16 protein-coding genes and 1 pseudogene are annotated in these 21826 nt (G+C 40.1%); 9 read left to right on the top strand and 8 right to left on the bottom strand.

Going from position 1 to position 21826, the window contains the following annotated elements; all coding sequences use genetic code 11:
• Nucleotides 1-42 precede the first annotated feature (42 nt).
• From NSP_RS11790 to NSP_RS24750, 3 genes and pseudogenes are all read left to right on the top strand, one after another.
• Entirely contained in the window at nucleotides 43-7479 is a 7437-nt protein-coding gene (locus tag NSP_RS11790; RefSeq protein WP_006194130.1) for a type I polyketide synthase, read from the top strand.
• A 62-nt stretch (nucleotides 7480-7541) separates the two neighbouring features.
• Nucleotides 7542-7823 carry a site-specific integrase gene (locus NSP_RS11785; protein ID WP_006194129.1) on the top strand — a complete coding sequence of 94 codons (282 nt, stop codon included), beginning with the start codon at nucleotides 7542-7544 and terminating at the stop codon, nucleotides 7821-7823.
• Between the two features lie 162 nt (nucleotides 7824-7985).
• A pseudogene (locus NSP_RS24750) lies at nucleotides 7986-8208 on the top strand (transposase); the annotation flags it as partial.
• A gap of 226 nt (nucleotides 8209-8434) precedes the next feature.
• On the opposite strand, the gene NSP_RS11775 reads toward NSP_RS24750, so the two are convergent.
• The 3 genes from NSP_RS11775 to NSP_RS11765 all read right to left on the bottom strand — a co-directional run bounded on the left by NSP_RS11775 (nucleotide 8435) and on the right by NSP_RS11765 (nucleotide 11042).
• Nucleotides 8435-9118: a hypothetical protein gene (locus tag NSP_RS11775; RefSeq protein WP_006194127.1), complete on the bottom strand. Its 684-nt coding sequence runs from the start codon at nucleotides 9116-9118 to the stop codon at nucleotides 8435-8437.
• Between the two features lie 60 nt (nucleotides 9119-9178).
• Nucleotides 9179-10027, bottom strand: a complete 849-nt coding sequence (locus tag NSP_RS11770) for a 3'(2'),5'-bisphosphate nucleotidase CysQ family protein (protein ID WP_017804089.1) — start codon at nucleotides 10025-10027, stop codon at nucleotides 9179-9181.
• Nucleotides 10028-10160: 133 nt separating this feature from the next.
• Nucleotides 10161-11042 carry a sugar kinase gene (locus tag NSP_RS11765; RefSeq protein WP_006194124.1) on the bottom strand — a complete coding sequence of 294 codons (882 nt, stop codon included), beginning with the start codon at nucleotides 11040-11042 and terminating at the stop codon, nucleotides 10161-10163.
• Nucleotides 11043-11150: 108 nt separating this feature from the next.
• On the opposite strand from NSP_RS11765, the gene rsmI reads away from it, so the two are divergent.
• The 3 genes from rsmI (at nucleotide 11151) to rpsU (ending at nucleotide 12886) form a co-directional block, all read left to right on the top strand.
• Nucleotides 11151-12017, top strand: coding sequence for a 16S rRNA (cytidine(1402)-2'-O)-methyltransferase (gene rsmI, locus NSP_RS11760; RefSeq protein WP_006194123.1), 867 nt, complete (start codon nucleotides 11151-11153; stop codon nucleotides 12015-12017).
• A 150-nt stretch (nucleotides 12018-12167) separates the two neighbouring features.
• Nucleotides 12168-12512, top strand: a complete 345-nt coding sequence (locus NSP_RS11755; RefSeq protein ID WP_006194122.1) for a hypothetical protein — start codon at nucleotides 12168-12170, stop codon at nucleotides 12510-12512.
• A gap of 197 nt (nucleotides 12513-12709) precedes the next feature.
• On the top strand, nucleotides 12710-12886 hold the full coding sequence (gene rpsU, locus NSP_RS11750; RefSeq protein WP_042201508.1) for a 30S ribosomal protein S21: 177 nt from the start codon (nucleotides 12710-12712) through the stop codon (nucleotides 12884-12886).
• A gap of 427 nt (nucleotides 12887-13313) precedes the next feature.
• Here rpsU and pth read toward each other — a convergent pair whose 3' ends face one another.
• The 3 genes from pth to psbH all read right to left on the bottom strand — a co-directional run bounded on the left by pth (nucleotide 13314) and on the right by psbH (nucleotide 14766).
• The gene (pth, locus tag NSP_RS11745; protein WP_006194120.1) at nucleotides 13314-13943 is read right to left on the bottom strand and encodes an aminoacyl-tRNA hydrolase; all 630 of its coding nucleotides are present in this window, start codon (nucleotides 13941-13943) and stop codon (nucleotides 13314-13316) included.
• A 183-nt stretch (nucleotides 13944-14126) separates the two neighbouring features.
• Nucleotides 14127-14399 carry a TatA/E family twin arginine-targeting protein translocase gene (locus tag NSP_RS11740; RefSeq protein ID WP_006194119.1) on the bottom strand — a complete coding sequence of 91 codons (273 nt, stop codon included), beginning with the start codon at nucleotides 14397-14399 and terminating at the stop codon, nucleotides 14127-14129.
• 163 nt (nucleotides 14400-14562) lie between these two features.
• A complete protein-coding gene (gene psbH / locus NSP_RS11735) occupies nucleotides 14563-14766 on the bottom strand; it encodes a photosystem II reaction center phosphoprotein PsbH (RefSeq protein ID WP_006194117.1) in 204 nt (67 codons plus the stop codon).
• Nucleotides 14767-14991: 225 nt separating this feature from the next.
• On the opposite strand from psbH, the gene psbN reads away from it, so the two are divergent.
• Entirely contained in the window at nucleotides 14992-15123 is a 132-nt protein-coding gene (gene psbN, locus NSP_RS11730; RefSeq protein ID WP_042201506.1) for a photosystem II reaction center protein PsbN, read from the top strand.
• A 64-nt stretch (nucleotides 15124-15187) separates the two neighbouring features.
• On the opposite strand, the gene NSP_RS11725 is transcribed toward psbN, so the two are convergent.
• A complete protein-coding gene (locus NSP_RS11725; RefSeq protein ID WP_006194115.1) occupies nucleotides 15188-18430 on the bottom strand; it encodes an alpha-mannosidase in 3243 nt (1080 codons plus the stop codon).
• Between the two features lie 55 nt (nucleotides 18431-18485).
• Between NSP_RS11725 and NSP_RS11720 the strand changes: the two genes are divergently transcribed.
• Nucleotides 18486-19901, top strand: a complete 1416-nt coding sequence (locus NSP_RS11720; protein ID WP_006194114.1) for a hypothetical protein — start codon at nucleotides 18486-18488, stop codon at nucleotides 19899-19901.
• Between the two features lie 126 nt (nucleotides 19902-20027).
• On the top strand, nucleotides 20028-20333 hold the full coding sequence (locus tag NSP_RS11715) for a hypothetical protein (RefSeq protein ID WP_006194113.1): 306 nt from the start codon (nucleotides 20028-20030) through the stop codon (nucleotides 20331-20333).
• Nucleotides 20334-20837: 504 nt separating this feature from the next.
• Here NSP_RS11715 and NSP_RS11710 read toward each other — a convergent pair.
• The gene (locus NSP_RS11710; RefSeq protein WP_006194112.1) at nucleotides 20838-21767 is read right to left on the bottom strand and encodes a lysophospholipid acyltransferase family protein; all 930 of its coding nucleotides are present in this window, start codon (nucleotides 21765-21767) and stop codon (nucleotides 20838-20840) included.
• Nucleotides 21768-21826: the final 59 nt, after the last annotated feature.

The following is a 21826-nucleotide window of genomic DNA, read 5'->3' as shown; positions in this document are numbered from 1 at the left end:
CACCTTTGCGCTTACCTCCGCGCCCCTCTGCGTTAAAAAACCATGACACAAGACTACCGCACCTTAATGCAAAAAGCCCTCAAGCAAATCCAAGACTTGAAAGGCCAACTCAAAACTCAAAACGAACCCATAGCCATAGTAGGAATAGCCTGTCGCCTTCCTGGTGGTGCAGACACCCCCGAAAAATTGTGGCAATTACTACGCAATAAACACAGTGGAATTACGGAAATTTTGAGCGATCGCTGGAACATCAACACCCTTTACCACAACAATCCCAGCACACCTGGAAAAATGTCCACCCGTCACGGCGGTTTCATTGGACACCTCCAAGAATTTGACGCAGACTTTTTCAACATAGCACCGCGAGAAGCCATATCTCTAGATCCCCAACAAAGGCTATTATTAGAAATCACTTGGGAAGCCTTAGAAAACACAGGCATATTACCCGAACAACTTATAGGTAGTCAAACAGGAGTGTTTATTGGCATCAGTAGCAACGATTACTCCACCCACTTATTGCAACGTCCCATTACAGACATTGATGCCTACCTAGCAACAGGTAATTCCCACAGTACAGCATCTGGTCGCATTTCTTACATACTAGGATTAACCGGCCCCTCCTTAGCAGTAGATACCGCCTGTTCCTCCTCCTTAGTTGCCGTACACCTTGCCTGTCAAAGCCTGCGCCAGGGAGAATGTCAACTCGCTGTAGCCGGTGGTGTAAATCGCATCCTATGCCCAGAATATACCATCAACTTTTCCCAAGCGCGGATGTTAGCAGCAGATGGAAAATGCAAAACCTTTGATGCTAAAGCAGATGGCTTCGTGCGGAGTGAAGGCTGCGGCGTAATCATTCTGGAAAAACTTAGCGATGCCTTAGCCGCCAAACATCCCATCCTAGCAGTAATTCGGGGAAGTGCCGTCAACCAAGATGGACGCAGTAGCGGCTTAACAGTTCCCAACGGTCCCGCACAACAGGCAGTTATTAGACAAGCCTTAAAAAATGCGACATTACAACCTAGTGATATTACATATATAGAAGCACATGGAACAGGTACAGCCTTGGGAGATCCCATTGAAATTGGCGCATTAGGGGCTGTATTTAGCGAAAGTCATCAAAAATCGCCTTTATTAGTAGGTTCACTCAAAACCAACATCGGACATTTAGAAGCAGCTGCGGGAATAGCCGGGTTAATCAAAGTCGTACTGGCGTTAAAATATGGAGAAATTCCCCCTCATTTGCATTTTGAACAACCAAACCCCCATATTCCTTGGGAACAGTTCCCAATTCATATTCCCACCACTTGTACACCTTGGCATGGTAAAAAAATAGCTGGGGTAAGTTCCTTTGGTTTTAGTGGAACTAACGCCCATGTGATTTTGTCTAAAAATGACTCCCTCCCCTTACCAAAAACTAGGGATAATGAACGTCCTTTGCATATTTTGACTTTATCAGCTAAAACTGAGACAGCATTACAACAACTAGCAAAAAACTATATTAACCATCTCCAAGATATTGACTGGGCAGATATTTGTTATAGTGCCAATACTGGGAGAAGTAAATTAGAATATCGTTTAGCTATTATTGCAGATTCCCTCACCACAGCCCAAGAAAAACTAAATTGTTTCATTAATAGTGAAGCAACCGCCAATATATTTACAAATAGAGTAAATTATCAATCTCGCCCAAAAATTGCCTTCCTCTTCACCGGACAAGGTTCACAATATCAACAAATGGGCTTTCAACTATATCATACTGCCCCATTATTTAGAGAAACAATAGATAAATGCTGTCAATTATTATTAGCTAACTCAGGTTTAGATTTACAGCCCTTATTTTTGGGGAAAAATAACCAAAATAGTGACGAATTACTCTCCCAAACTTTCTACACCCAACCCGCATTATTCATCCTTGAATATGCACTTTGTCAACTTTGGCTATCTTGGGGAATCAAACCTGATTTTCTCATAGGACATAGCGTTGGTGAATATGTAGCCGCTTGTATTGCTGGAGTTTTCAATTTAGAAGATGGGTTAAAAATAATTGCCAATCGCGCCCGTTTAATGCAACAGCTACCCCAAGGTAAAATGGTAGCAGTAATAGCCAGCGCCTCTCAAATTGAAAAATTCATATTACCCTATAATCAACAGGTTTCCATTGCCGCAATTAATGCACCTAATAATACAGTAATTTCCGGAGAAACCTCTGCAATTGAGCAAATTATCACCGTTTTAACAGCACAAAAAATTAAAAGCATCCCTTTATCAGTTTCCCATGCTTTCCACTCACCCATGATGAAAGAGATGTTAGGAGAATTTGAGGAAATTCTGCATACTATCAATTTTCATCCTCCTAAATATCAGATCATATCTAATGTCACCGGAAATTTAATTAATTCAGAAATCGCCACTCCTGAATATTGGTGTCGTCACATTTGTCAACCAGTCCAGTTCCTGCCAGGAATAGAAACTTTAATTCAACAAGATTGTACTGTCTTTATAGAAATAGGTGCAAAGCCAACCTTACTACAAATGACACGTTCAATTATTGCCAATCAAGAGAAAAGCAATATAGAATTATTACCAACTTTGCAACTAGGACAACAAGATTGGCAAGTCATACTATCAAGTATAGCTGCACTTTATGCAAAAGGAGTAAAATTTAATTGGCATGGCTTCGAGCAAAATTACCAGCGCCAACGGATAGATTTACCAAATTATCCATTTCAAAGAAAGCGGTATTGGGTAGATATTAATCCAGAAAATAACAATTCTTATTCAAACACAAATAATAGCATACATCCCTTATTAGGAGAAAAATTAAACTTAGCTAAATCCACTAAGATATATTTTCAGCAACAACTATCTGATAGTTATCCTGTCTACCTCCAACACCATCGCGTATTTAACCAAATTATCTTACCTGGGGCGGCATATTTGGAAATGGCGCTGTCTGCGGGGAAGGAAATATTTAAAGATAATAAATTTTATTTAGAAACTATTTCCTTTCAACAACCTTGTATTTTAAATCCAGATAATTCCAGAAATATACAACTTATCCTCAATAATAATCAGGACTTTGAAATTGTCAGCACCGAAATCAACCCAGTAGAAAATAACTGGATAACTCATGCTACCGGTAAAATAAAACCTCACATTCATATTCCTCAAAACCAGGTTATTAATTTTGTAGAACTGCAAAATCAATTTACTAAAATTACAGATATTGCTGACTTCTATGAAAATCTCAAACAAGTAGGAATTGATTATGGTGAAACCTTCCAAGCTATTACCCAACTTTGGCATCATCAAAACCAAGCATTAGCCGAAATTCACTTACCAATAGCTTGTAATTGCCATTATAATTATCAATTTCATCCTATTGTTTTAGATGCTTGCTTACAAACAATAGCGGCTATATTTTACCAACAAAATACACCCTCTATTTACTTACCCATTGGTGTAGATAAATTGACAATTTGGCAACCCATTGGCGAAAAAGTTTGGAGTTTAGTTAAATTAATTCCTCAACAGACAACCTCCCCAATTTTAATCGCCGATATCCAAATTTTTACCCCAGATGGTCAATTAATTGCTGCAATATCAGGATTACAACTCAAAGCAATAGAATCAGAAAATCTCGTAGAGTGGAAAGACTGGTTATATGAAATTGAATGGCGACTTCAACCGTTAATTATTAATTGTACATCTGATTCTTTCCTGACTTCTCCGGCAGAAATTGCCGAAAAAATAGCCCCTCAATTTACTCAAGTTTTAACAACAGATGAAATTCAACGTTATGCCCAATTTCTGCCAAAATTAGAAGAATTAAGTCTTGCATATATTATCCAAGCACTGCACACTTTTAGTTCATCCTCACCACAAAATGGAAAAGTAGCACCACAATATCAACAACTATATACACATCTATCTACCCTACAAAAGCAAAATGAACATAATTTTGAAAATCCGCAAAATCTCCAAACAGAACTAAAAATACAATACCCAGAAACTACAGCCGAATTAACTTTAATAGAACGTTGTGGGACAAACTTGGCTAAAGTTTTGCGGGGAGAATGTAATCCTTTAGAGATATTATTCCCCAACGGAGACTTAACAACCCTTACCCAATTGTATCAAAATTCTCCTGGTGCAAAGGTAATGAATACTTTAGTACAGCAAGCGGTAAACTCTGCTTTAGAAAAATTACCACCAGGGGAAAAGCTGCGAATTGTAGAAATTGGTGCTGGTACTGGGGGAACCACAGCTTATGTTTTACCACAACTCGCTAATAAATCTGTAGAATATGTATTTACAGATATTTCACCTGTATTTATAGCAAAAGCACGTCAACAATTTTCAGATTATGGGTTTGTGAGTTACCAAACTCTAAATATTGAACAACCGTTAGTAAATCAAGATTTTAATGAGCATAGTTTTGATATAGTAATTGCGGCTAATGTTTTACACGCAACCGAAAATTTAACCGACGCAGTTACTAATATTAAATCCTTACTTAAAAATCAGGGATTGCTAATACTTCTAGAAGGTACTCGCCCCAGTGCTTGGATAGATTTGATTTTCGGTTTAACGGAAGGTTGGTGGCGGTTTCAAGATAAAGATTTACGTCCTCATCATCCCCTGATTTCTACATCTAATTGGAAAAAGTTACTACAAACCAATGGATTTGCCAACGTTGTTAATATTACTCCTGATTCGATTCTCCCAGAAGTATTAGCCGAACAAAGTGTAATTGTTTCGCAATTCATCAAGGAAATTAACAGCCTCAAAGAATGGTTAATTATTGCAGATTTACCAGAATTGGCAACAGGTATCGCCCAACAATTACAATTGCAACAGGAATCTGCTATTACCCTTAAACTCTCTGATAATATTCGAGAATTTCTCCATCAACCATCTTCTCAATCTATCAAACACATTATTTATATCGCTGGTTGTCAAGATAATATAAATGAATGTAATCATGTTCTTCATCTCGTCCAAACTCTCATTCAAACCCAACATTACCCTATTAATCTCTGGTTAGTGACTCAAGATGCTATCAATCCTCACACTATCACAGGATTAAGTCAGTCTTCTCTATGGGGTATGGGCAAAGTAATCAGTTTAGAACACCCAGAATTAAATTGTCGATGTGTTGATTTAGATCCTACACAAGAACTGATTACTCAAATTCAAAACCTCGTTACCGAAATTACTCATCCTGGGGAAGAAAAACAAATTTCCCTACACACATCTGAACGCAAGGTAGCAAGATTAACTCGTTTTACTGGTCAAAGTCTTCCCAATCAACCGTACCATTTAACAATTGCCAAACGCGGTGTACTTGCATCTTTAAAATGGCAACCTTTCCCCCGTCGTCAACCCCAAGCTGGAGAGGTAGAAATTCAGGTAAAAGCCACAGGATTAAATTTTATTGATGTTTTGGATGCTTTGGGATTATTGCCTTTTGAACGTAACTGGTTTGGTGTGGAATGTGCTGGGGAGGTTGTCGCCGTTGGTGAGGGTGTAACTCAGTTCGGTGTCGGTGATGCTGTGCTGGCTTTGGCTGCTGATAGTTTTAGTCAATATGTGACAACTAATGCTAATTATGTGATTGCTAAACCCAATTCCTTGAGTTTTGCAGCCGCAGCGACAATTCCTGCCAATTTCCTCACTGCTGCATATAGTTTGTGGGAAGTTGGGAAAATTCAACCGGGACAACGCATCCTCATTCACGCGGCGACTGGAGGAACAGGGATGGCGGCTTTACAAATTGCCCAAGCAGCTGGGTTAGAAGTGTTCGCTACAGCTAGTCCGGGGAAATGGGAGACTTTACGCGCTTTCGGTATTCAGCATATTTTTAACTCTCGTACTTTAAATTTTGCTGAGGAAATTCCAGAAATCACCCACGGCGAAGGGGTGGATATCGTGTTTAATTCTCTGTCTGGTGAGTTCATTCCTGCGAGTTTATCGGTACTCAAACCTCAAGGACAATTTATCGAAATTGGGAAACGGGGAGTTTGGAATGCACAACAAGTGGCTCAAGTCAAGCCCCATGTTTCTTATCATCTCGTGGATTTGATGAGTGTTGCTCAACAAGAACCAGGGAAAATTCAAACTTTGTTGCATCGTCTTATGGAGAAGTTTAACACTGGAGAAGTGCGATCGCTTCCTCAAACTATTTTCCCCGCCACCAAAATAGTAGAAGCATTGCAGATGATGCAACAAGCCAAACATATCGGTAAAATCATCATTACCCACACACCAACTGAGTTAGTAAAACCCCAAGCTACCTATTTAATTACAGGGGGAATGGGCGGTTTAGGTTTGCGTGTGGCACGTTGGCTAGTGGAAAAAGGTGCAAAATATCTTGTGCTTTTAGGACGTAACCAGCCAAATACAGAAGCAAAGTTACAAATTCAAGCTTTAGAAGCAGCCGGAGCTACAATTATTACGACCCAGGTTGATGTCAGCCAAAAAGCAGAATTAGCCGCAGTGCTGGCAGACATTCAGCAAAATTATCCGCCTTTACTTGGTGTCATTCATGCCGCCGGAGTTTTAGATGATGGAGTTTTGCAGCAATTAAATTTAGAAAGATTGCAGGGTGTCATGAGTCCGAAAGTTACTGGGGCTGAGAATCTACATCTATTAACCCAAAACATTCCTCTTGATTATTTTATCATGTTTTCCTCGGCTGCTTCTCTACTGGGTTCTCCAGGACAGGCAAATCACGTAGCTGCAAATACATTTTTGGATGCTTTAGCCCAATATCGCCGTCACCAGGGATTACCAGCACTGAGTATAAATTGGGGTGTATGGTCAGATATTGGGGCAGCTACTCAAGGCAAAATTGCCGAGCAAATGAGTCTGCGTGGTATCAGTGGAATTACTCCCAATCAAGGTATAGATATTTTAGAATTTCTCCTCACCCAATCTTCCACACAGGTAGGGGTAATTCCCGTGAATTGGTCAGAACTTCTCAAACAAAGATTTTCTTCACCTTTTTTGAGCGATTTTTACCACAAAAGGCCAGCAACCTCTAATCAAAATCAAACTTCTCAACTAATACAGCAAATCCAATCTTTAGGCGTAAAAGAACGTATTGTATACTTGAAAAAGTATCTACAAACAGAAGTTAGTCAAGTATTAGGTTCTTCTTCTGCTCAATTACCAGATGTAGGGTTAGGGTTTTTTGACATGGGTATGGATTCACTCATGATGGTAGAGTTGCGTAGTCGTTTAGAAGCAGGTTTAAACCAAACAATTTCTTCTACAATATTGTTTGAGTATCCCCATATTAATGGTCTAGCTGAATATATGGCTACGGAGTTGTTAGCGAAAGATAGTGTAATTTCCCCAAGAATTGAACAGAAGTGTTTCACCCCTTTAGATAATTTTTCCTCTGAAGAGGGTGTTGGATTATCTATCACAGCAGAATTAGAAGCTTTAGAATTGATGGGGCGACAACCAAGTTAAAGTGGTTGCTGTATAAGCATCATAGCCACCAAACTTCGCTGGTTTTTAAGAAGTACCGGGGTATGGCTAGTGACAGTGCGCCAGTGTTTCCCAATATGTCACCTGATCCCAAAAAACGGGGTCTGCCGTTGAGCGATCGCGCAATTAAAAGGTTGATTCAGGATATCTCTGAGGTAGCCAAAGTAAAATTTTCTTGTCACTGGTTACGCCATTCCCACGCAACAAGGGCGGTGGATAGTAAACCACTTTTTGAGGTGCAAGACCAATTGGGGCATAGTAAGAGCGATACCACAAAGGCTTATATCCGCACCAAAAAAGTTGTTATGCCATTTCATCCAACCTGAATATAAGTTAGTTGAAGAAGGATACCAACTATAACTATCGTAATCAGGTTTAATAGCTATTGTATCTTCTACTTTAAGTTCGCTATCTAAGATAACAATACTTCTAGCAATACTGTAGCCAAAAAAAGAGTATAAAAAAGAGGGCTGATGTAGTAGAGTTATAGTCTTCCAATGGCTAGGCAGGTAAAATTACACATAATTTCCAAGTTGCGCCATGATTCTGCGTTATATATACCTTACCAACATCCTGACCCCAATCATCGTTCCCAGCGTAAATACGGAGAGAAGCTGGACTGGCGTAATATATCTGATGAATATTTGTGTCAAAGTAGTATTGAATCAGATATCCAAACTGATATTTATCAAGCTACTTTATCTGTATTGTGCGACGATAAATATACACAATTAGAAATAAGTTCTTTATCATTATTAAATCTACATGAAAGTGAAATAGATAATTACGTGGAGTTTCAATGTGATAATTTAATAAAATGTTATGAATAACTTATCTAGAATAATAAATGACATAACTACTTATTTTCTAACTAATCCATTTACTGTAATTAATGAGTTTAGCTATCGAATAGATTTAGACGATAATATACTACTAGTTAAATGGTCGAACAAATACGGAATAGGTGTAAGTCTTCTTCTATTACATCTAATTGATTTATAGTGTTATTACCTTTAACTGAGATATCTATATCATCAGCTATACCATCATATAAGTTAACTGTAATTAAACCTCTCTTTAAAGCTAAGGTATGTGCTTTATCTATATTAATTAAAGTATGTTTAACTATTCTTCTACATCTATTATCTAATAACCAGGTACGTATAGTTAGAGGTGTTTCTTCTACATTAGATAATGCAGCTTTAATTGCATTAAGATACACACCTTTAAATTCTCTTATGTAATAGGTGTAACTAACATTAGGTTTCTTATATTCAACATATAAGTCCCACACTTCTAGTAGCGATAGTTCAGGTTTAGCAATACTCGTAGGTGAACTAACTAAACGCAACTTAGCTCGTAACCCGTATTCTTCAAGTATTGAATTGTAAAAAGTAATGTTAAATTCCCCATCACTTTTTTCTAACTTTCCATCCTCTAATTCGAGTTGTAAACGACGTTGTAATCTAGCAGCTACGTTCTCCCATCCTTCTACTAAAGATATACCAGTGGCGAGTTTAACCTGTTTAGAGTTAGAAAAATAGGTGCGGGGGAAACAGGCTTTAACACTTCCTGAATCAACACGCACTGAGACTTGACCCTTCTTAGACTTAGAAAACATAATGCTCAAATCATGCTCAATTGACCTGTAAAGCTATATAATCACGAGTGAGCCTAGAAGTCAATCTTTATCTAACAACAGTCTATAAGCCGTGTCAGATAGTAGTTGGTGATGCTCACCGTTACTCGCCATCAAACCACCCCACTGATTTATATCATCGGTATTATATGTCAATAAACTGCCATCAAAGTGAGTAAACTGACCACCAGCTTCTGTTAAGATTAATTCTGGAGCTGCTATATCCCAATCTTTAGGGGCAGATTTACCCGACAAAGAAACGTAGACATCCGCCTGTTGTTCCACAATAGCGACAATTTTGCACCCTATACTGCCTACAGATTTGTAATTTTGACAAGGAAAGTTTTGTAATAAGTAATCTAAAGATTCATTGCGGTGAGAGCGACTGGCAACTACAGTTAAATCTGCCACCGGCTTACCTGATGAGACTTGAATGGGAGCAAAGCCATTGCGGGTTTCCACAAATGTACCCCCACCTTTTGTAGCAAAGTATAACTTTTCGGTTTCCGGGACGGCAACTACTGCTAAAATCGGACGCTTTTCTTTAACTAAAGCGATGTGAATGGCATACTCGCCAGTTTTTTCAATAAAGTCTCGCGTACCATCTAAAGGATCAATAATCCATACCCATTCAGGCGATTCTGGACTCAGTTGTGATTTATAAGTTTCTTCGCTAATATAGGCAAAATCTTCATTACCCAAAGCGGCTTGTAACTTTTCCAGAATATATTTACTTACGGCTACATCTGCAACAGTCACAGGCTCATTCTGTTTGTACTGTATATCTAAATTTGGGTCTTTTGCAGTGCCGTCGTAATAAGACCTAAGTATATCTGATGCACCCCAACTTATTTCACGAGCGATCGCTAAAATTTCTTGCAAGTCTTTCATTAATTTTGCCTTAATTACTGAGGAATGGGGATTTAATAAATACACTAACCTCACCCCCAACCCCTCTCCTTACTAAGGAGAGGGGAGAGTTTGAACAAAGTCAAAGACGGGGTGAAGTCTACATCTGTGGAAGTTAAATCTTAACAGCAGATTCCATCCAACGACGCGTACCAAAAAATTGACAGGAGTTAGCAGCAATTTTAGCAGCCCGTGTCAGAGCATCAGTAAAACTTGCCTGTAAAATATAGTAACAGAAAGCACCGTGAAAAATATCTCCAGCCCCCAGAGTATCAACCGGCTGAACTTGCGGGACATCAACAGCACCCATTTGAGTAGAAGATAAATATTCAATTGGGTTTTCGCCGTGAGTAATGGCGATGTGAGGAATATTAAATGTACTTAAGTAAGTAAACACCTCAGCTTCAGTGTGGCAGTTAGGCGGATAAAAGTTTGCCGAACACAGGGCATAATCAACAAAAGGCAAAATTTGCTCAAATCCTGGTTTCCAACTCCCACCGTCAATCACTATGGGGATATTTGCAGCTTTAGCCATTTCCGCTATGCTGAGGCTAACCGCCATCTGATGCCCATCAATTAAGACAATATCAATATCCTGTAAAATATCTGGCGGGATAGATGTTTTACTTACTTGACTTTTGGCAGCATTTATGCTAACAACAGCGCGTTCACCTGTGGCTTGGGTGATAATGATTGAAGATACAGGTGGTGGTGTACTTATATTAGATTCAAGATCAGCGATCGCCACTTGATAATTTGCCAAATCTCCGCGAATTAGTTGCGTCATCGGATGAGAACCCAGCACACCCAAAACTTGAGCTTGATTCCCTAAATAACTAAAGGTAACAGCCGCATTGGTAGCGGGTCCACCGGCTGCTAAAGTATAATCAGTAGCGACAATTTTCTGATTATTTTTAGGGGCAGAATCAGCGAGGTAAATTAAATCCAAGGTGACTAAACCGACAAATAACCCACGCTGGGATTTAAGATTATTCATAGTTTTTTTATAGAATGGGAATCCTCACTCTTAAAATATTCAAGGCGGGCAAGATGCCCACCCCACAAGATAGATAATTAATTTATTGGAAATATTATTTTCTCACTCATGCAAACTGACCCCAAACCAGGAACACTTTACATCGTCGGGACACCAATTGGCAACCTGGAAGATATTACCTTTCGGGCGGTGCGAATTTTGCAAACGGTAAATTTAATTGCAGCCGAAGATACTCGCCACACAGGGAAATTACTACAGCATTTTCAAATTAAAACACCCCAGATAAGTTACCACGAACACAATAGCCATAGCCGCATCCCGGAATTATTAGAGTATATGGCAAATGGGCAGGCGATCGCTCTAGTTAGTGATGCGGGAATGCCGGGAATTTCTGATCCTGGTTATGAATTGGTAAAAGCTTGTGTTGAGGCGGGTGTAACTGTTGTACCTATTCCGGGGGCGAGTGCCGCAATTACCGCTTTAAGTGCAGCCGGTTTACCTACAGATAGGTTTGTTTTTGAAGGCTTTTTACCAGCTAAGGCGCAAAAACGGCGTGAATATTTAGAATTGATTCAGGCAGAATCTCGCACTTTAATTTTCTACGAATCACCGCACCGCTTACGAGAAAGTTTACAAGACTTTGCCATAGTTTGGGGAGGCGATCGCCAAATTGTGCTGGCACGGGAGTTAACTAAATTATACGAAGAATTTTGGCGCGGAACCATTGCCGAGGCGATCGCACATTATAGCCAACGTGAACCCCAAGGCGAATATACTTTAGTGCTGGCTGGAATTACCGCCAGTCAACCCCAACTCACAGAAGAACAATTAAAAGCCGAATTACTAGAGATTATCAGTCAGGGCATATCGCGATCGCAAGCCAGCCGACAATTAGCAAAAATGACTTCTCTCCCCCGTCGCCAACTTTATCAACTAGCTCTTTCCTTAGAAATCAATCCTGATAATACCAATTAAACCACATTAGATAATGCCGATTTCAAACCAGTATATTTACTTAAATATATTTAAATTAAGTAAAATAAAATTTTGGTAAAGTCCAGTAGTTTGAGCAAATGTCCCATATAATTAAGTGTATCATTTGCTTGATCTACTCAAGAACAAAATATGGGCAGACTTTTAATCAAAATCATAGGTTTAAGTCTACTTCTTGTAGGCATCTACTTTTTTGCTCAAAATATCATATTTGTCAGCAGTTACTATTCAATTTTTTACCGCCGAGTACCTGCTACCATATCTGTTTTAGCCATCATGTCAGGAGTATTTTCACTGTTGTTCTTCCGTAGGGAAACTGGAAACCTGGGATGGTTTTTCCTAGCTATTGGCTTAGTGCTAGTTTTCTTAAGCGGTGGCGTAATTTTTCGCTCAACTAGCTTGTGGAATTTATTAGTGGCTTTAGGCGCTTTAGTCTCTGGATATCAATTATTAAACACTGGTAAAGTCCGCTTTTGAAAAGTTTTGAGAACAGTCATCATAACTATATCTTTTTGCCCTTTTTGTCAAGTCCTTTGGGGATAGCTGCGCTTACCTCGTAGCTTCAACTACAGGAGATAGAGAGGAGATAACTTTAGTCCTCACTACGAACGTTTAAGCTAAATTTGAGGCTAATATATAAGATGAAAAATATTGACTATAAGGATACAGCAAGAATGACCCAAGTCGTTCTAGGAGAAAACGAAGGTATTGATTCAGCTTTGCGTCGGTTTAAACGCCAGGTCTCTAAAGCTGGTATATTAGCTGATGTCAAGTTTCATCGGCACTTTGAAACACCTTTAGAAAAGCGCAAGCGTAAGCTGGTACTAGCTAGACGCAATCGACGCTTTTAATCAACCTATTTGGGCAGAACCTTCAGTTAACAGTTATCAGTTAACAGTTATCAGTTATCAGTCAAGAGACATAATTGGGTTTGAATTCCCTACCTTATGTCTTGCTTACTGATAACTTCTGCTATATAAAACCTAGACAAAACTAGACTTTACTTTCTACTTCAACGGGAGCATGGGAGCAGTTATCCCTCAGTAGACTTTCACGCCTTAGCCAGACGCGATTGTGTTCCAATTAAGTTTCTGAAAAAGACTACCACCATCATTGCTTGGTTTTCGCGTCGGCAATAGTCTCAATTCAATACTTGATATCACCGTATTATATATCAAGTAGTTGATTTTTTCCTAAAATATATATTGATTTTTGTCAATATAAGTATAGTTTTGTCTATGAAATTGTCAACTTAGGACTTGCTCACTATTCCCTGATTTATGAGGAAAGTTCGACAGTGCGGCTATTACAACGATTCATCGCCTTTTCTACTCCCTGCTTGAGGCTCAATTCTACACACTCAACCACAAACTGAAGTAAGACAGATATCAGTTGAGTTTCAGCCGCAGAAAATTTCCCTAAAACATGAGAAATAGATTCTGAATTATCGCTATCATTTGGTTTACCAATGCCGATGCGTAAACGCGGGAAGTTTTGGGTGTTAAGATGGGAAATTGTACTCTTCATCCCATTGTGTCCCCCAGCCGAACCAGACAAGCGTAAACGAGTCTTACCCAAAGGTAAATCCATATCGTCATAAATCACCAGCACAGACTCTGGCGGCAATTTATACCAACTTGTCACAGCTTGAATTGACTGTCCAGAGCGGTTCATATAAGTCAACGGTTTGAGTAAACGGATTTTACGGCTACCTGGTGCTATTCCCTCACCATACTCACCCTGAAACTTGCGATTTTCCCCCAAAGGAATATGCCAAGAACGAGAGAGTGCATCTATAGCAGCAAAGCCAATATTATGGCGTGTTTGGTCATACTTAGGCTCTGGATTTCCTAACCCGACAATTAATTGCGGAATTACCAAAGATGGTTTCGTAACAGCTTCTGACATTTTACCTAAAATCAATTTCTTCGCAGCACCTCCCCTAAGTCACAGGAGAAGAACCAGCAGCTTTGTAGGGTGTGTTGTCGCGTAGCGCAACGCACCATTCCAGATTATCGGTGCGTTAGGACTAAAGCCCATAACGCACCCTACCCAAATAAAAGGTTTGTGGACTTGTGTGTACACAGTAGCCTAAGTCATAGGGGAAGAACCAGCAGCTTCTTTTTCAGATTTAGCCGCTTGCAGATGCTTGGTTTCCAGTTCAGCAGAACTTTTCACAGCTTCTTCGATTTGTTCAGCTTCCCGTTTAAACTCGCTTTGAAATTCATTAGAAGCTTCTTGAAAACCGCGCACTGCTTTACCCACACTACGACCAATTTCTGGTAGCTTCTTCGGTCCGAAGATTAACAAAGCCACTACCATAATTAGACCCATTTCCGGCAGACCGATACCAAATATATTCATGCGGTTTCTCCTATAAATATACAATGCAATCAAGGGAAGCTGTGGAGAATCAAAATCAACACTCTCCTCATCTATACCATGCTGACTTATTTAAGGCTAACGTTTTTGGTATCAAACCCATAAAAAAACCCGGACAAGCCGGGTACAGGTTCGCTGTCTTTAATTAGCCGCCTAAACTGCGCCAATCAACCATTACGTCCTGAATTAACAGAGACTTGTTGTAAACTTGCAGAATAATTAGCAAAAATACGAAAAATAGGAGCATAAAAACAGCCATTACAGGCGTAGTACCCCAACCCGGAGCAACTTTACCGTACTCAGAGTTCAAAGGTTTGAGGATATCTCCTAACCTAGTGCGTTGTGCCATAGTTCACCTAAGATTCAGTTACCAAAGCTTTTTTTCATCTTCTGTAATATTCTACTATCATCAAGCCCCTGCCTGATAAATTGCTGCGAGTAAAATAAATTCAGTCAGTGACAGCTAAAGAAATGTTAGAATGATCAAGCTAAAGCACGTAATTGTGCCAAGCAGAGCAAAAGACCTAAATAATAACACTCAATTAATCTCAAATTTATGGAACAACTTATGGCGATGGAACCCGCAACCATGATTAGTATTTCCGTTGGCGCTGCCTTAGTTGCCGTCACTGGTTTTGCCATCTATATGTCCTTTGGTCCTCCTAGCAAGCAGTTGGCAGACCCTTTTGAAGACCACGAAGACTAAAAGCCGCCGTGAAGTCAAAAGTCAAAAGTCAAAAGTCAAAACTGTACTAGCTTCTGGGAACAGTTTACAGGCTGTTGACTTGGAAAGTAGCAATTTTTTTAGGCTGTATTGTTAAGTTTTGTTGCTCAGATGAGTTAAATTCTAACAAATCTGCTTCATTCCCTAGATACAGTCCTAAATCACTTTCTAAAGATAACTCGGCTATTTCTCCGTGACATTCGTAACACCGCAGGATAAATTGCTGGGGGTTATCCTCAGACTGTTTGAAAGCCATTAAAATTAAATTTTCTGCTGTTAAGTTGAGAAAACTTACCTCTGTGGAATTACTGAGTGCGGTGGGGTGTGTTCCTGGCTGAGTCGTCAGGGGATTAATTATTACTTGTAAGGGAATATTCAACTCATAACCACGCTTGACTGTGTGGGCTGTTTCCCAACTACCTGCGTGGGAATATAAGGCGTAGGTAAATTCATGGAAGCCTCTATCTGTTTCTGGGTCAGGCCAGTTAGGACTGCGTAAGAGTGTGAGGCGTAATTGATTCTGTTTACTATCATAACCGTATTTACAATCATTGAGTAAACTTACACCATATATATTTGCTTCTGTTTCCCCAGTTAAATCAGCCCAACGCAAGGCGGGAACTTCCCATTTCGCTTGTTCTGCGGGTGTTTGGGGTTTCGTGGGGCGACGAATTGCGCCGCAGGGAATTTCGTAAGTTGCAAAATCTGCTTCTATATTTAAAGGAAACGCTGCTTTCACCATGACCTGATTTTCTTGCCAATTTACAGTAGAAGCAATTTTCAAGAGTGGTGAACCTGCTTGTAAAATATAATCTTGGCAAAATTCCGATTTACCTAATTGACGCACTACGCGGACACGACTTTGGACTAAGCCTTGTTCTAACCATTGGATAGATTTTAGCTTTGTGGGTGGTAAAGGATGTTGGGCATAATTAGGGTCAATATTCCAAGCATCCCAATATTGTCCACTATCTTGGAAGGCTTGGAGTTGATTACCAGCACCGCTTAAAATTTCCCGTTGTTGGGTTTTGTCAAATACACTGGATAAATCTCCTGTGTCAGCATTGACTGTAACCCGCAAAAATCCATTTTCTAAAATCCAGTCTGGGGAAATGGGAAGTTGGGGAGTTGGGAAAGTGGGGGAAATCCAAAATATGCGATAGCCTACGGGGGGAATTTCCGCAGCGAGAAACAGCAGTTGAGATGATTCTGATAGTTGAGAGATAATTGGCTGTCCGGAAATATCCTGGACTTGCCAATGTGGGTGAGATGCGGGTAATGTGACAGATACGATTTCAGAACGTTGCCAATTGAGAGGATTAAAAACAAATATTGGTTGTGCTTCAGGATGCGGGGGTGGTGGTAAAATGGCTTGAGATGCGATCGCTAACAAAGACTCCTGTAAAATTTGCGTTCCCACTTGTTCCACTTGCTGCCATTCTGGGAGTGCATCCTGATAAACTTGGGTAATGGAAGAACCGGGTAAAATATCGTGAAACTGGTTAAATAAAACTTTTTTCCAAGCTGTTTCAATTTCGGCTTGCGGATATATCGCCCCACAGCTAACAGTGGCTAAAGTGGCAAATAATTCAGCTTGATATAATAAATCTTCACAACGTCGATTCCAGCGTTTTTGGTCAGCGTGGGTAGTATAGCAACCGCGATGGAATTCTAAATATAGTTCATCATCCCAGGTGGGAATAGACCTCTCCCCCAACCCCTCTCCTGCGAGGAGAGGGGAGATATTTATATTTTCATTTCCCCCCCTTCCCTGCCTTCGGCACGCTGCGCGAACGTAGGGAAGGGGGGTTAGGGGGGTTAGGTCTGCTTTAATTTGCTGTAAATACTTTTCTGAGGTGGTAAATTCCATCTCTGGGAAAACGCTCGACTTTTGCCAGCGTCGGGCAGTTTCTAACATATCACGAGTCGGACCGCCACCGTGGTCGCCGACACCGGGAAGCCAGAGAGAATCTTCTAAACCGGTTTTGCTTTGCCATTCACAGGCGTATTCTGCCATTTTTACCGGGTCAATACCTTGACCGATAAGTGCAGACATCACACTAAAGATTTTACTGCCATCAGGCGATCGCCACCAAAAAGCCTCATAATCAAACTGGGTAGTATCATTCCAGCGTAACTTCTGAGTCACAAAAAACTCAACTCCAGCATTCACAAAAAACTGTGGTAAAGTCGCACAAAAACCAAAAGTATCAGGTAACCAAGCCACAGCAGAAACCTTACCAAACTTTTCTTTTATATAACGCTGACCATATAATAACTGACGCACAATAGACTCACCAGAAATCAAATTCAATTCTGGTTCTACCCATAAACCGCCCACAACCTCCCAAACTCCAGCCTTCACCTGTCCTTGAATTTCCCCAAACAAATCCGGGCGATTTTCCTCAACCCAAGCATAAAGCGCCGGAGTCGAATGACAAAAAATCAACTCAGGAAAATCAGCCTGTAACTTCAGCACCGACTCAAAAGTATTTTGTGCAGCTTTCCAAGTATCACTCACAGGCCAAAGCCATGCTAAATCCAAATGAGCATGACCCAATAAATATATTTTAGGATTTAAACCGCCAATAAACGCCGATAAACGCTGACGTAACTCTCTTCCCTCTTCCTTGGCGTTCTTCTCTTCGAGACGCTTCGCGAAGGCGACTTGGCGGTTCGTTACTCCCCCCAAACCCTCAGCCAAAACCCCCAACCTATCCGGCGCAAACCGAGTTAAAAAAACCTGTAACACAGCCAACTCATCAGCCAAAAAACCCGGATCAGGATTATGATCATCATAAGACTCAAAAACAAAGAGCGATCGCACCAAAGCACCAAAATCATGACCAGGACTCACCAAACGCAAAGCCACAACAAACTCCTCACCAGGAGTCACCCCTTGACTAAGCAGCACTCTTGGCGAACAATCAAATAAATCTCCCTCCAGCACCAACTCCCCATTGACGTAAACCTCAGCCAAATCTGCCCACCAAAGCAACACCAGGCGCAAAGACAAACCAGCCAAAGGATACCCCTGTAAATTGTCGGGAACCACAAACCTTTGCACCAACCAAACCACCTTTTTACCCCCTGTCCAAGCAATATGTTCCTGAGAATTTAGCTGAACAAGTTGCCAATCAGACAAATCAGATGTAGAAATATCAGTAATATCGCAGTCAGATTCCTGATATAGCCAACGAGATTTCACATTAACTTGACAAAAAGAGCGCAATTGGTCAATAGTTGCCGAGATTAATTGAGAATGGGATTTTGATATGGGCAGAGTCATATTTTCGTTAAAATTATGGTTGGGCGGGAGTATTAACAACTAACAAATCACCATCATGTCTTCTGGTTACTCTGGCCGTTATCAAAGCAGACTACTTAACTTTGTCCACCAGCAAACTCGGCGGTTGACACAACAGTGGGATCACACATTCCGACATTTGCAAGTTGCAACCAAGTGGGGTGTAGAATTATTACTTTACCCCGTATATCTATTATTAAATCCTACAGAATCAGCCGGAAAAACTCTACAAGGCCAAGAACCAAAAGCCAGATTAAAGTTACAACCCGAAACTCCTCCAACTGTTGATACCCCCATTCAACAAGTCCTAGAAGCAGTTAAAAGTTTACCCTCCCAGTCAGACGACGCTGAACCGATAAAAACATCAGCCCCTTTGAAATTTCTGGAATTTTTGTGGTCAAAACTTTTGCGTCATCCCCGTACCGAACCCTTAATTTCGCACAAATCGCCAGAAAATATCCAGCCATATTTGCCAGTAATGCGCGGAATTGCCACAAATTTGGTCAGCCGTAATTTGGTACTTGTCACCGCCGACAATCAAATTTTGGATATTTTGACACCTCAACAACAGTTAAAATTAGAAGCCCGGATTATTTGGGAAGTTGGTAATTATTGGCATTCTTGGCAATTAGATACAAATAAACCAAAAAGTCAAATACTACCAAAGATTGCCCGAATTTTCAGGAAAATTACTGGACAAATTTCAGTTAATATGCTGTCATTACCTGAAAGCACACCAAATAATTTACTTAATACTAATAAATTAATAGCATTTTTAGACGCATCCATTGCCAACTGGGAAAGTAAAGCTTTATTACCAGTGCAACAGCGCAGCCAAAAAATTATCAGAGTTGCTCAAACTCGGCTAAATATATTTGTTTATGGTAAAGAACAGGTAGATGCTAGAGGAAATATAGCAGTTAATAGTGATGGGTTAGAAACTCAGATATTGAATATTCCGGCTTTAATTGAAGCGGCGATTAATTACTTTTTTGGTGTTGGTAAAGATAAAAAAATTGGTCAGGGAAATAGTGTTGTAAAACCACAAAATCAACTAACCGATAATCGCCATTTCCCGAATCAAGATTTAGCCCTAAATTCTTGGTTGAATTTTAGTGATGTGTTTGGTAACTCCGGTACTCTTGCTAAAAAACCAGTTTCATCCCCAAACTTGAGTGAAAGTAAACCAAAATCTAGTAGCCAACTCACCCGGACTTCCAGAAATGCGGTAAAATCTTCTGAAAACCTGAATTCTCAAGCTATAACCGAGAATCATCACAACAGCCAAGTTGAAGCAAAACCAGACTGGATAGAAGTTGAAGCAACGTTTGTCGGCTATGATAAACATCCTTTAGAACAACTTTTAGAGTGGCTTGATCATGCTATACTCTGGCTAGAAGAAATAATTGTGAAAGTTTATCAGTTTTTCCAAAGGTTATGGCGCGGTAAGTGAGATTAAACTGACAAAGATTTAATTTCTTTGCGACAAATTGGCATGATAGTTACTATAATTAATTCTTATGTTTCAAACTTAGATGTTTGAAGTTATTTTTTTTAGTACTATTGGTGGTTTTTTTGCGTGAAAATTATTGTCTACTGTAAATACTTCAATTTTAAAAATCCACTAGATAAACCAAAACAGGAAACATTTGTGGTGAGTTTACCACAAATACCCAAAGTTGGTGAAACAATTGTAGTTGAAAGAATTTCCCCCCAAAAACAGTTTGTAATTATTTTTGAATACATTGTAACAGCAGTACAGTTTAATGCTTCGAGGGAATCAATTGATTCAGCCGATGCTCAAATTAGTGCATCTTTGAACCACTGTTGGGAAGGGACATCAAACTTCAAAGTAGATAACTTTTTAGAGCAAGTCCTAAGTTGACAATTTCATAGACAAAACTATACTTATATTGACAAAAATCAATATATATTTTAGGAAAAAATCAACTACTTGATATATAATACGGTGATATCAAGTATTGAATTGAGACTATTGCCGACGCGAAAACCAAGCAATGATGGTGGTAGTCTTTTTCAGAAACTTAATTGGAACACAATCGCGTCTGGCTAAGGCGTGAAAGTCTACTGAGGGATAACTGCTCCCATGCTCCCGTTGAAGTAGAAAGTAAAGTCTAGTTTTGTCTAGGTTTTATATAGCAGAAACAATAGCAATTAAGTGAACGAAGGAAGCTGGAATTGTTCACGGTGCGTTGCGCTACGCGACAACACACCCTACATTAAAATTTATTAACTTCCTTCTTCCTTCTTTCTTCTTCCTTCGTGTCCTTAGTGTCCTTCTCCCAAGGGGAGACGCTACGCGAACGTGGTTCGTTCCTCTTAATATTTAACCACAGATAAACACAGATGTAAGATTGAATTTTTGCTATTACCACAACATATGATTGAGAAAATGACGAAAAAGCTTGATTCCTTGTGGTTCTTGATAATTGCTTGGTAAGAGATTAAGCATAGCGTTTTTTAATACCTCCAAAACTGAATCCACTTCCTCGCGCTTAATTCTAGAAGTTTGAGAAAAGTATAATGGTTCCCCAAAACGCACCGTTAACTCTTTTCCTAAATACAAGTCATGAGTGCCAATTATTACCACTGGTATTATGGGTACACCAGCCCGCAAAGCATAAATCACAGTTCCTCGCTTCAGGGGGAGATGTAATTGACCTTCAGTGCTTCCTAAACGTCCTTCGGGAAACAATACCAGTCCGTCACCCTGGGACAAAATTCCCTGTACAATGCGGTCTATTTGTCTGAGCGTCTGGATATCTCCCCCTGTGCGTACATTTTCCTCAATTGCTTTGGCTAGTTCCTGGAGGTCTTGTATTCCGGTTTTAGCAGCTTCCATCACCGCTACTTCTTCTTTCCACACTCGTTCTAAAGGAATTACACCTCCGACTAAACGCAGAATAAAACGTTTCCACAACTTGTTATAAAGGGTACGAGCATCACCTAGAACGTAGTAGTGGGGATGGGTGGGAAGTTCTCCCAGCAGCAGCAAGGGGTCGATATGGTGGAGATGGTTAGCAGCGAGGATGGCTGGTGTTTGAGGTATCCTGTCTAGGTTTTCGACCCGTACCCGAAACAGAGTATGGATGAGCGATCGCAACACAAAACGACGTACTATAGCATGGACTCTGGTTTCTCGGTGTCCCTGAGCCATAGCTTCCAGACGTTGCAGAATTTCTTCTATTGTACGGCGAACAGCGCGATCGCTAGCAGCAGCCACACCTTCTTGTACTCGCCCAATCGTTGTTAGAGTTAAATCGGCTGTTTTCTCATCGGGATTAATTGGGTAAGTCACCTCATCAGCTCCGTCTTCGGGAAAAGATTTGTTAGAAGAACTTTTAATAAAACCCTCTT

Origin of the sequence: Nodularia spumigena CCY9414, assembly GCF_000340565.2 — a bacterium.
In the GTDB taxonomy this organism is placed as follows: Bacteria; Cyanobacteriota; Cyanobacteriia; order Cyanobacteriales; family Nostocaceae; genus Nodularia; species Nodularia spumigena.
The sequence above is the reverse complement of the archived record's forward strand: the minus strand, read 5'-3'. Positions and strand labels throughout refer to the sequence as shown.

Bases quoted from the DNA above. Each gene is read 5' to 3' on its own strand.
- NSP_RS11725 (WP_006194115.1), bottom strand. From the start codon at position 18,430: ATGACTCTGCCCATATCAAAATCCCATTCTCAATTAATCTCGGCAACT.
- NSP_RS11755 (WP_006194122.1), top strand. From the start codon at position 12,168: ATGGGCAGACTTTTAATCAAAATCATAGGTTTAAGTCTACTTCTTGTA.
- psbH (WP_006194117.1), bottom strand. From the start codon at position 14,766: ATGGCACAACGCACTAGGTTAGGAGATATCCTCAAACCTTTGAACTCT.
- NSP_RS11775 (WP_006194127.1), bottom strand. From the start codon at position 9,118: ATGTTTTCTAAGTCTAAGAAGGGTCAAGTCTCAGTGCGTGTTGATTCA.
- NSP_RS11765 (WP_006194124.1), bottom strand. From the start codon at position 11,042: ATGAATAATCTTAAATCCCAGCGTGGGTTATTTGTCGGTTTAGTCACC.
- NSP_RS11740 (WP_006194119.1), bottom strand. From the start codon at position 14,399: ATGAATATATTTGGTATCGGTCTGCCGGAAATGGGTCTAATTATGGTA.
- NSP_RS11770 (WP_017804089.1), bottom strand. From the start codon at position 10,027: ATGAAAGACTTGCAAGAAATTTTAGCGATCGCTCGTGAAATAAGTTGG.
- NSP_RS11790 (WP_006194130.1), top strand. From the start codon at position 43: ATGACACAAGACTACCGCACCTTAATGCAAAAAGCCCTCAAGCAAATC.
- rpsU (WP_042201508.1), top strand. From the start codon at position 12,710: ATGACCCAAGTCGTTCTAGGAGAAAACGAAGGTATTGATTCAGCTTTG.
- NSP_RS11720 (WP_006194114.1), top strand. From the start codon at position 18,486: ATGTCTTCTGGTTACTCTGGCCGTTATCAAAGCAGACTACTTAACTTT.
- pth (WP_006194120.1), bottom strand. From the start codon at position 13,943: ATGTCAGAAGCTGTTACGAAACCATCTTTGGTAATTCCGCAATTAATT.
- rsmI (WP_006194123.1), top strand. From the start codon at position 11,151: ATGCAAACTGACCCCAAACCAGGAACACTTTACATCGTCGGGACACCA.
- NSP_RS11785 (WP_006194129.1), top strand. From the start codon at position 7,542: ATGGCTAGTGACAGTGCGCCAGTGTTTCCCAATATGTCACCTGATCCC.
- psbN (WP_042201506.1), top strand. From the start codon at position 14,992: ATGGAACCCGCAACCATGATTAGTATTTCCGTTGGCGCTGCCTTAGTT.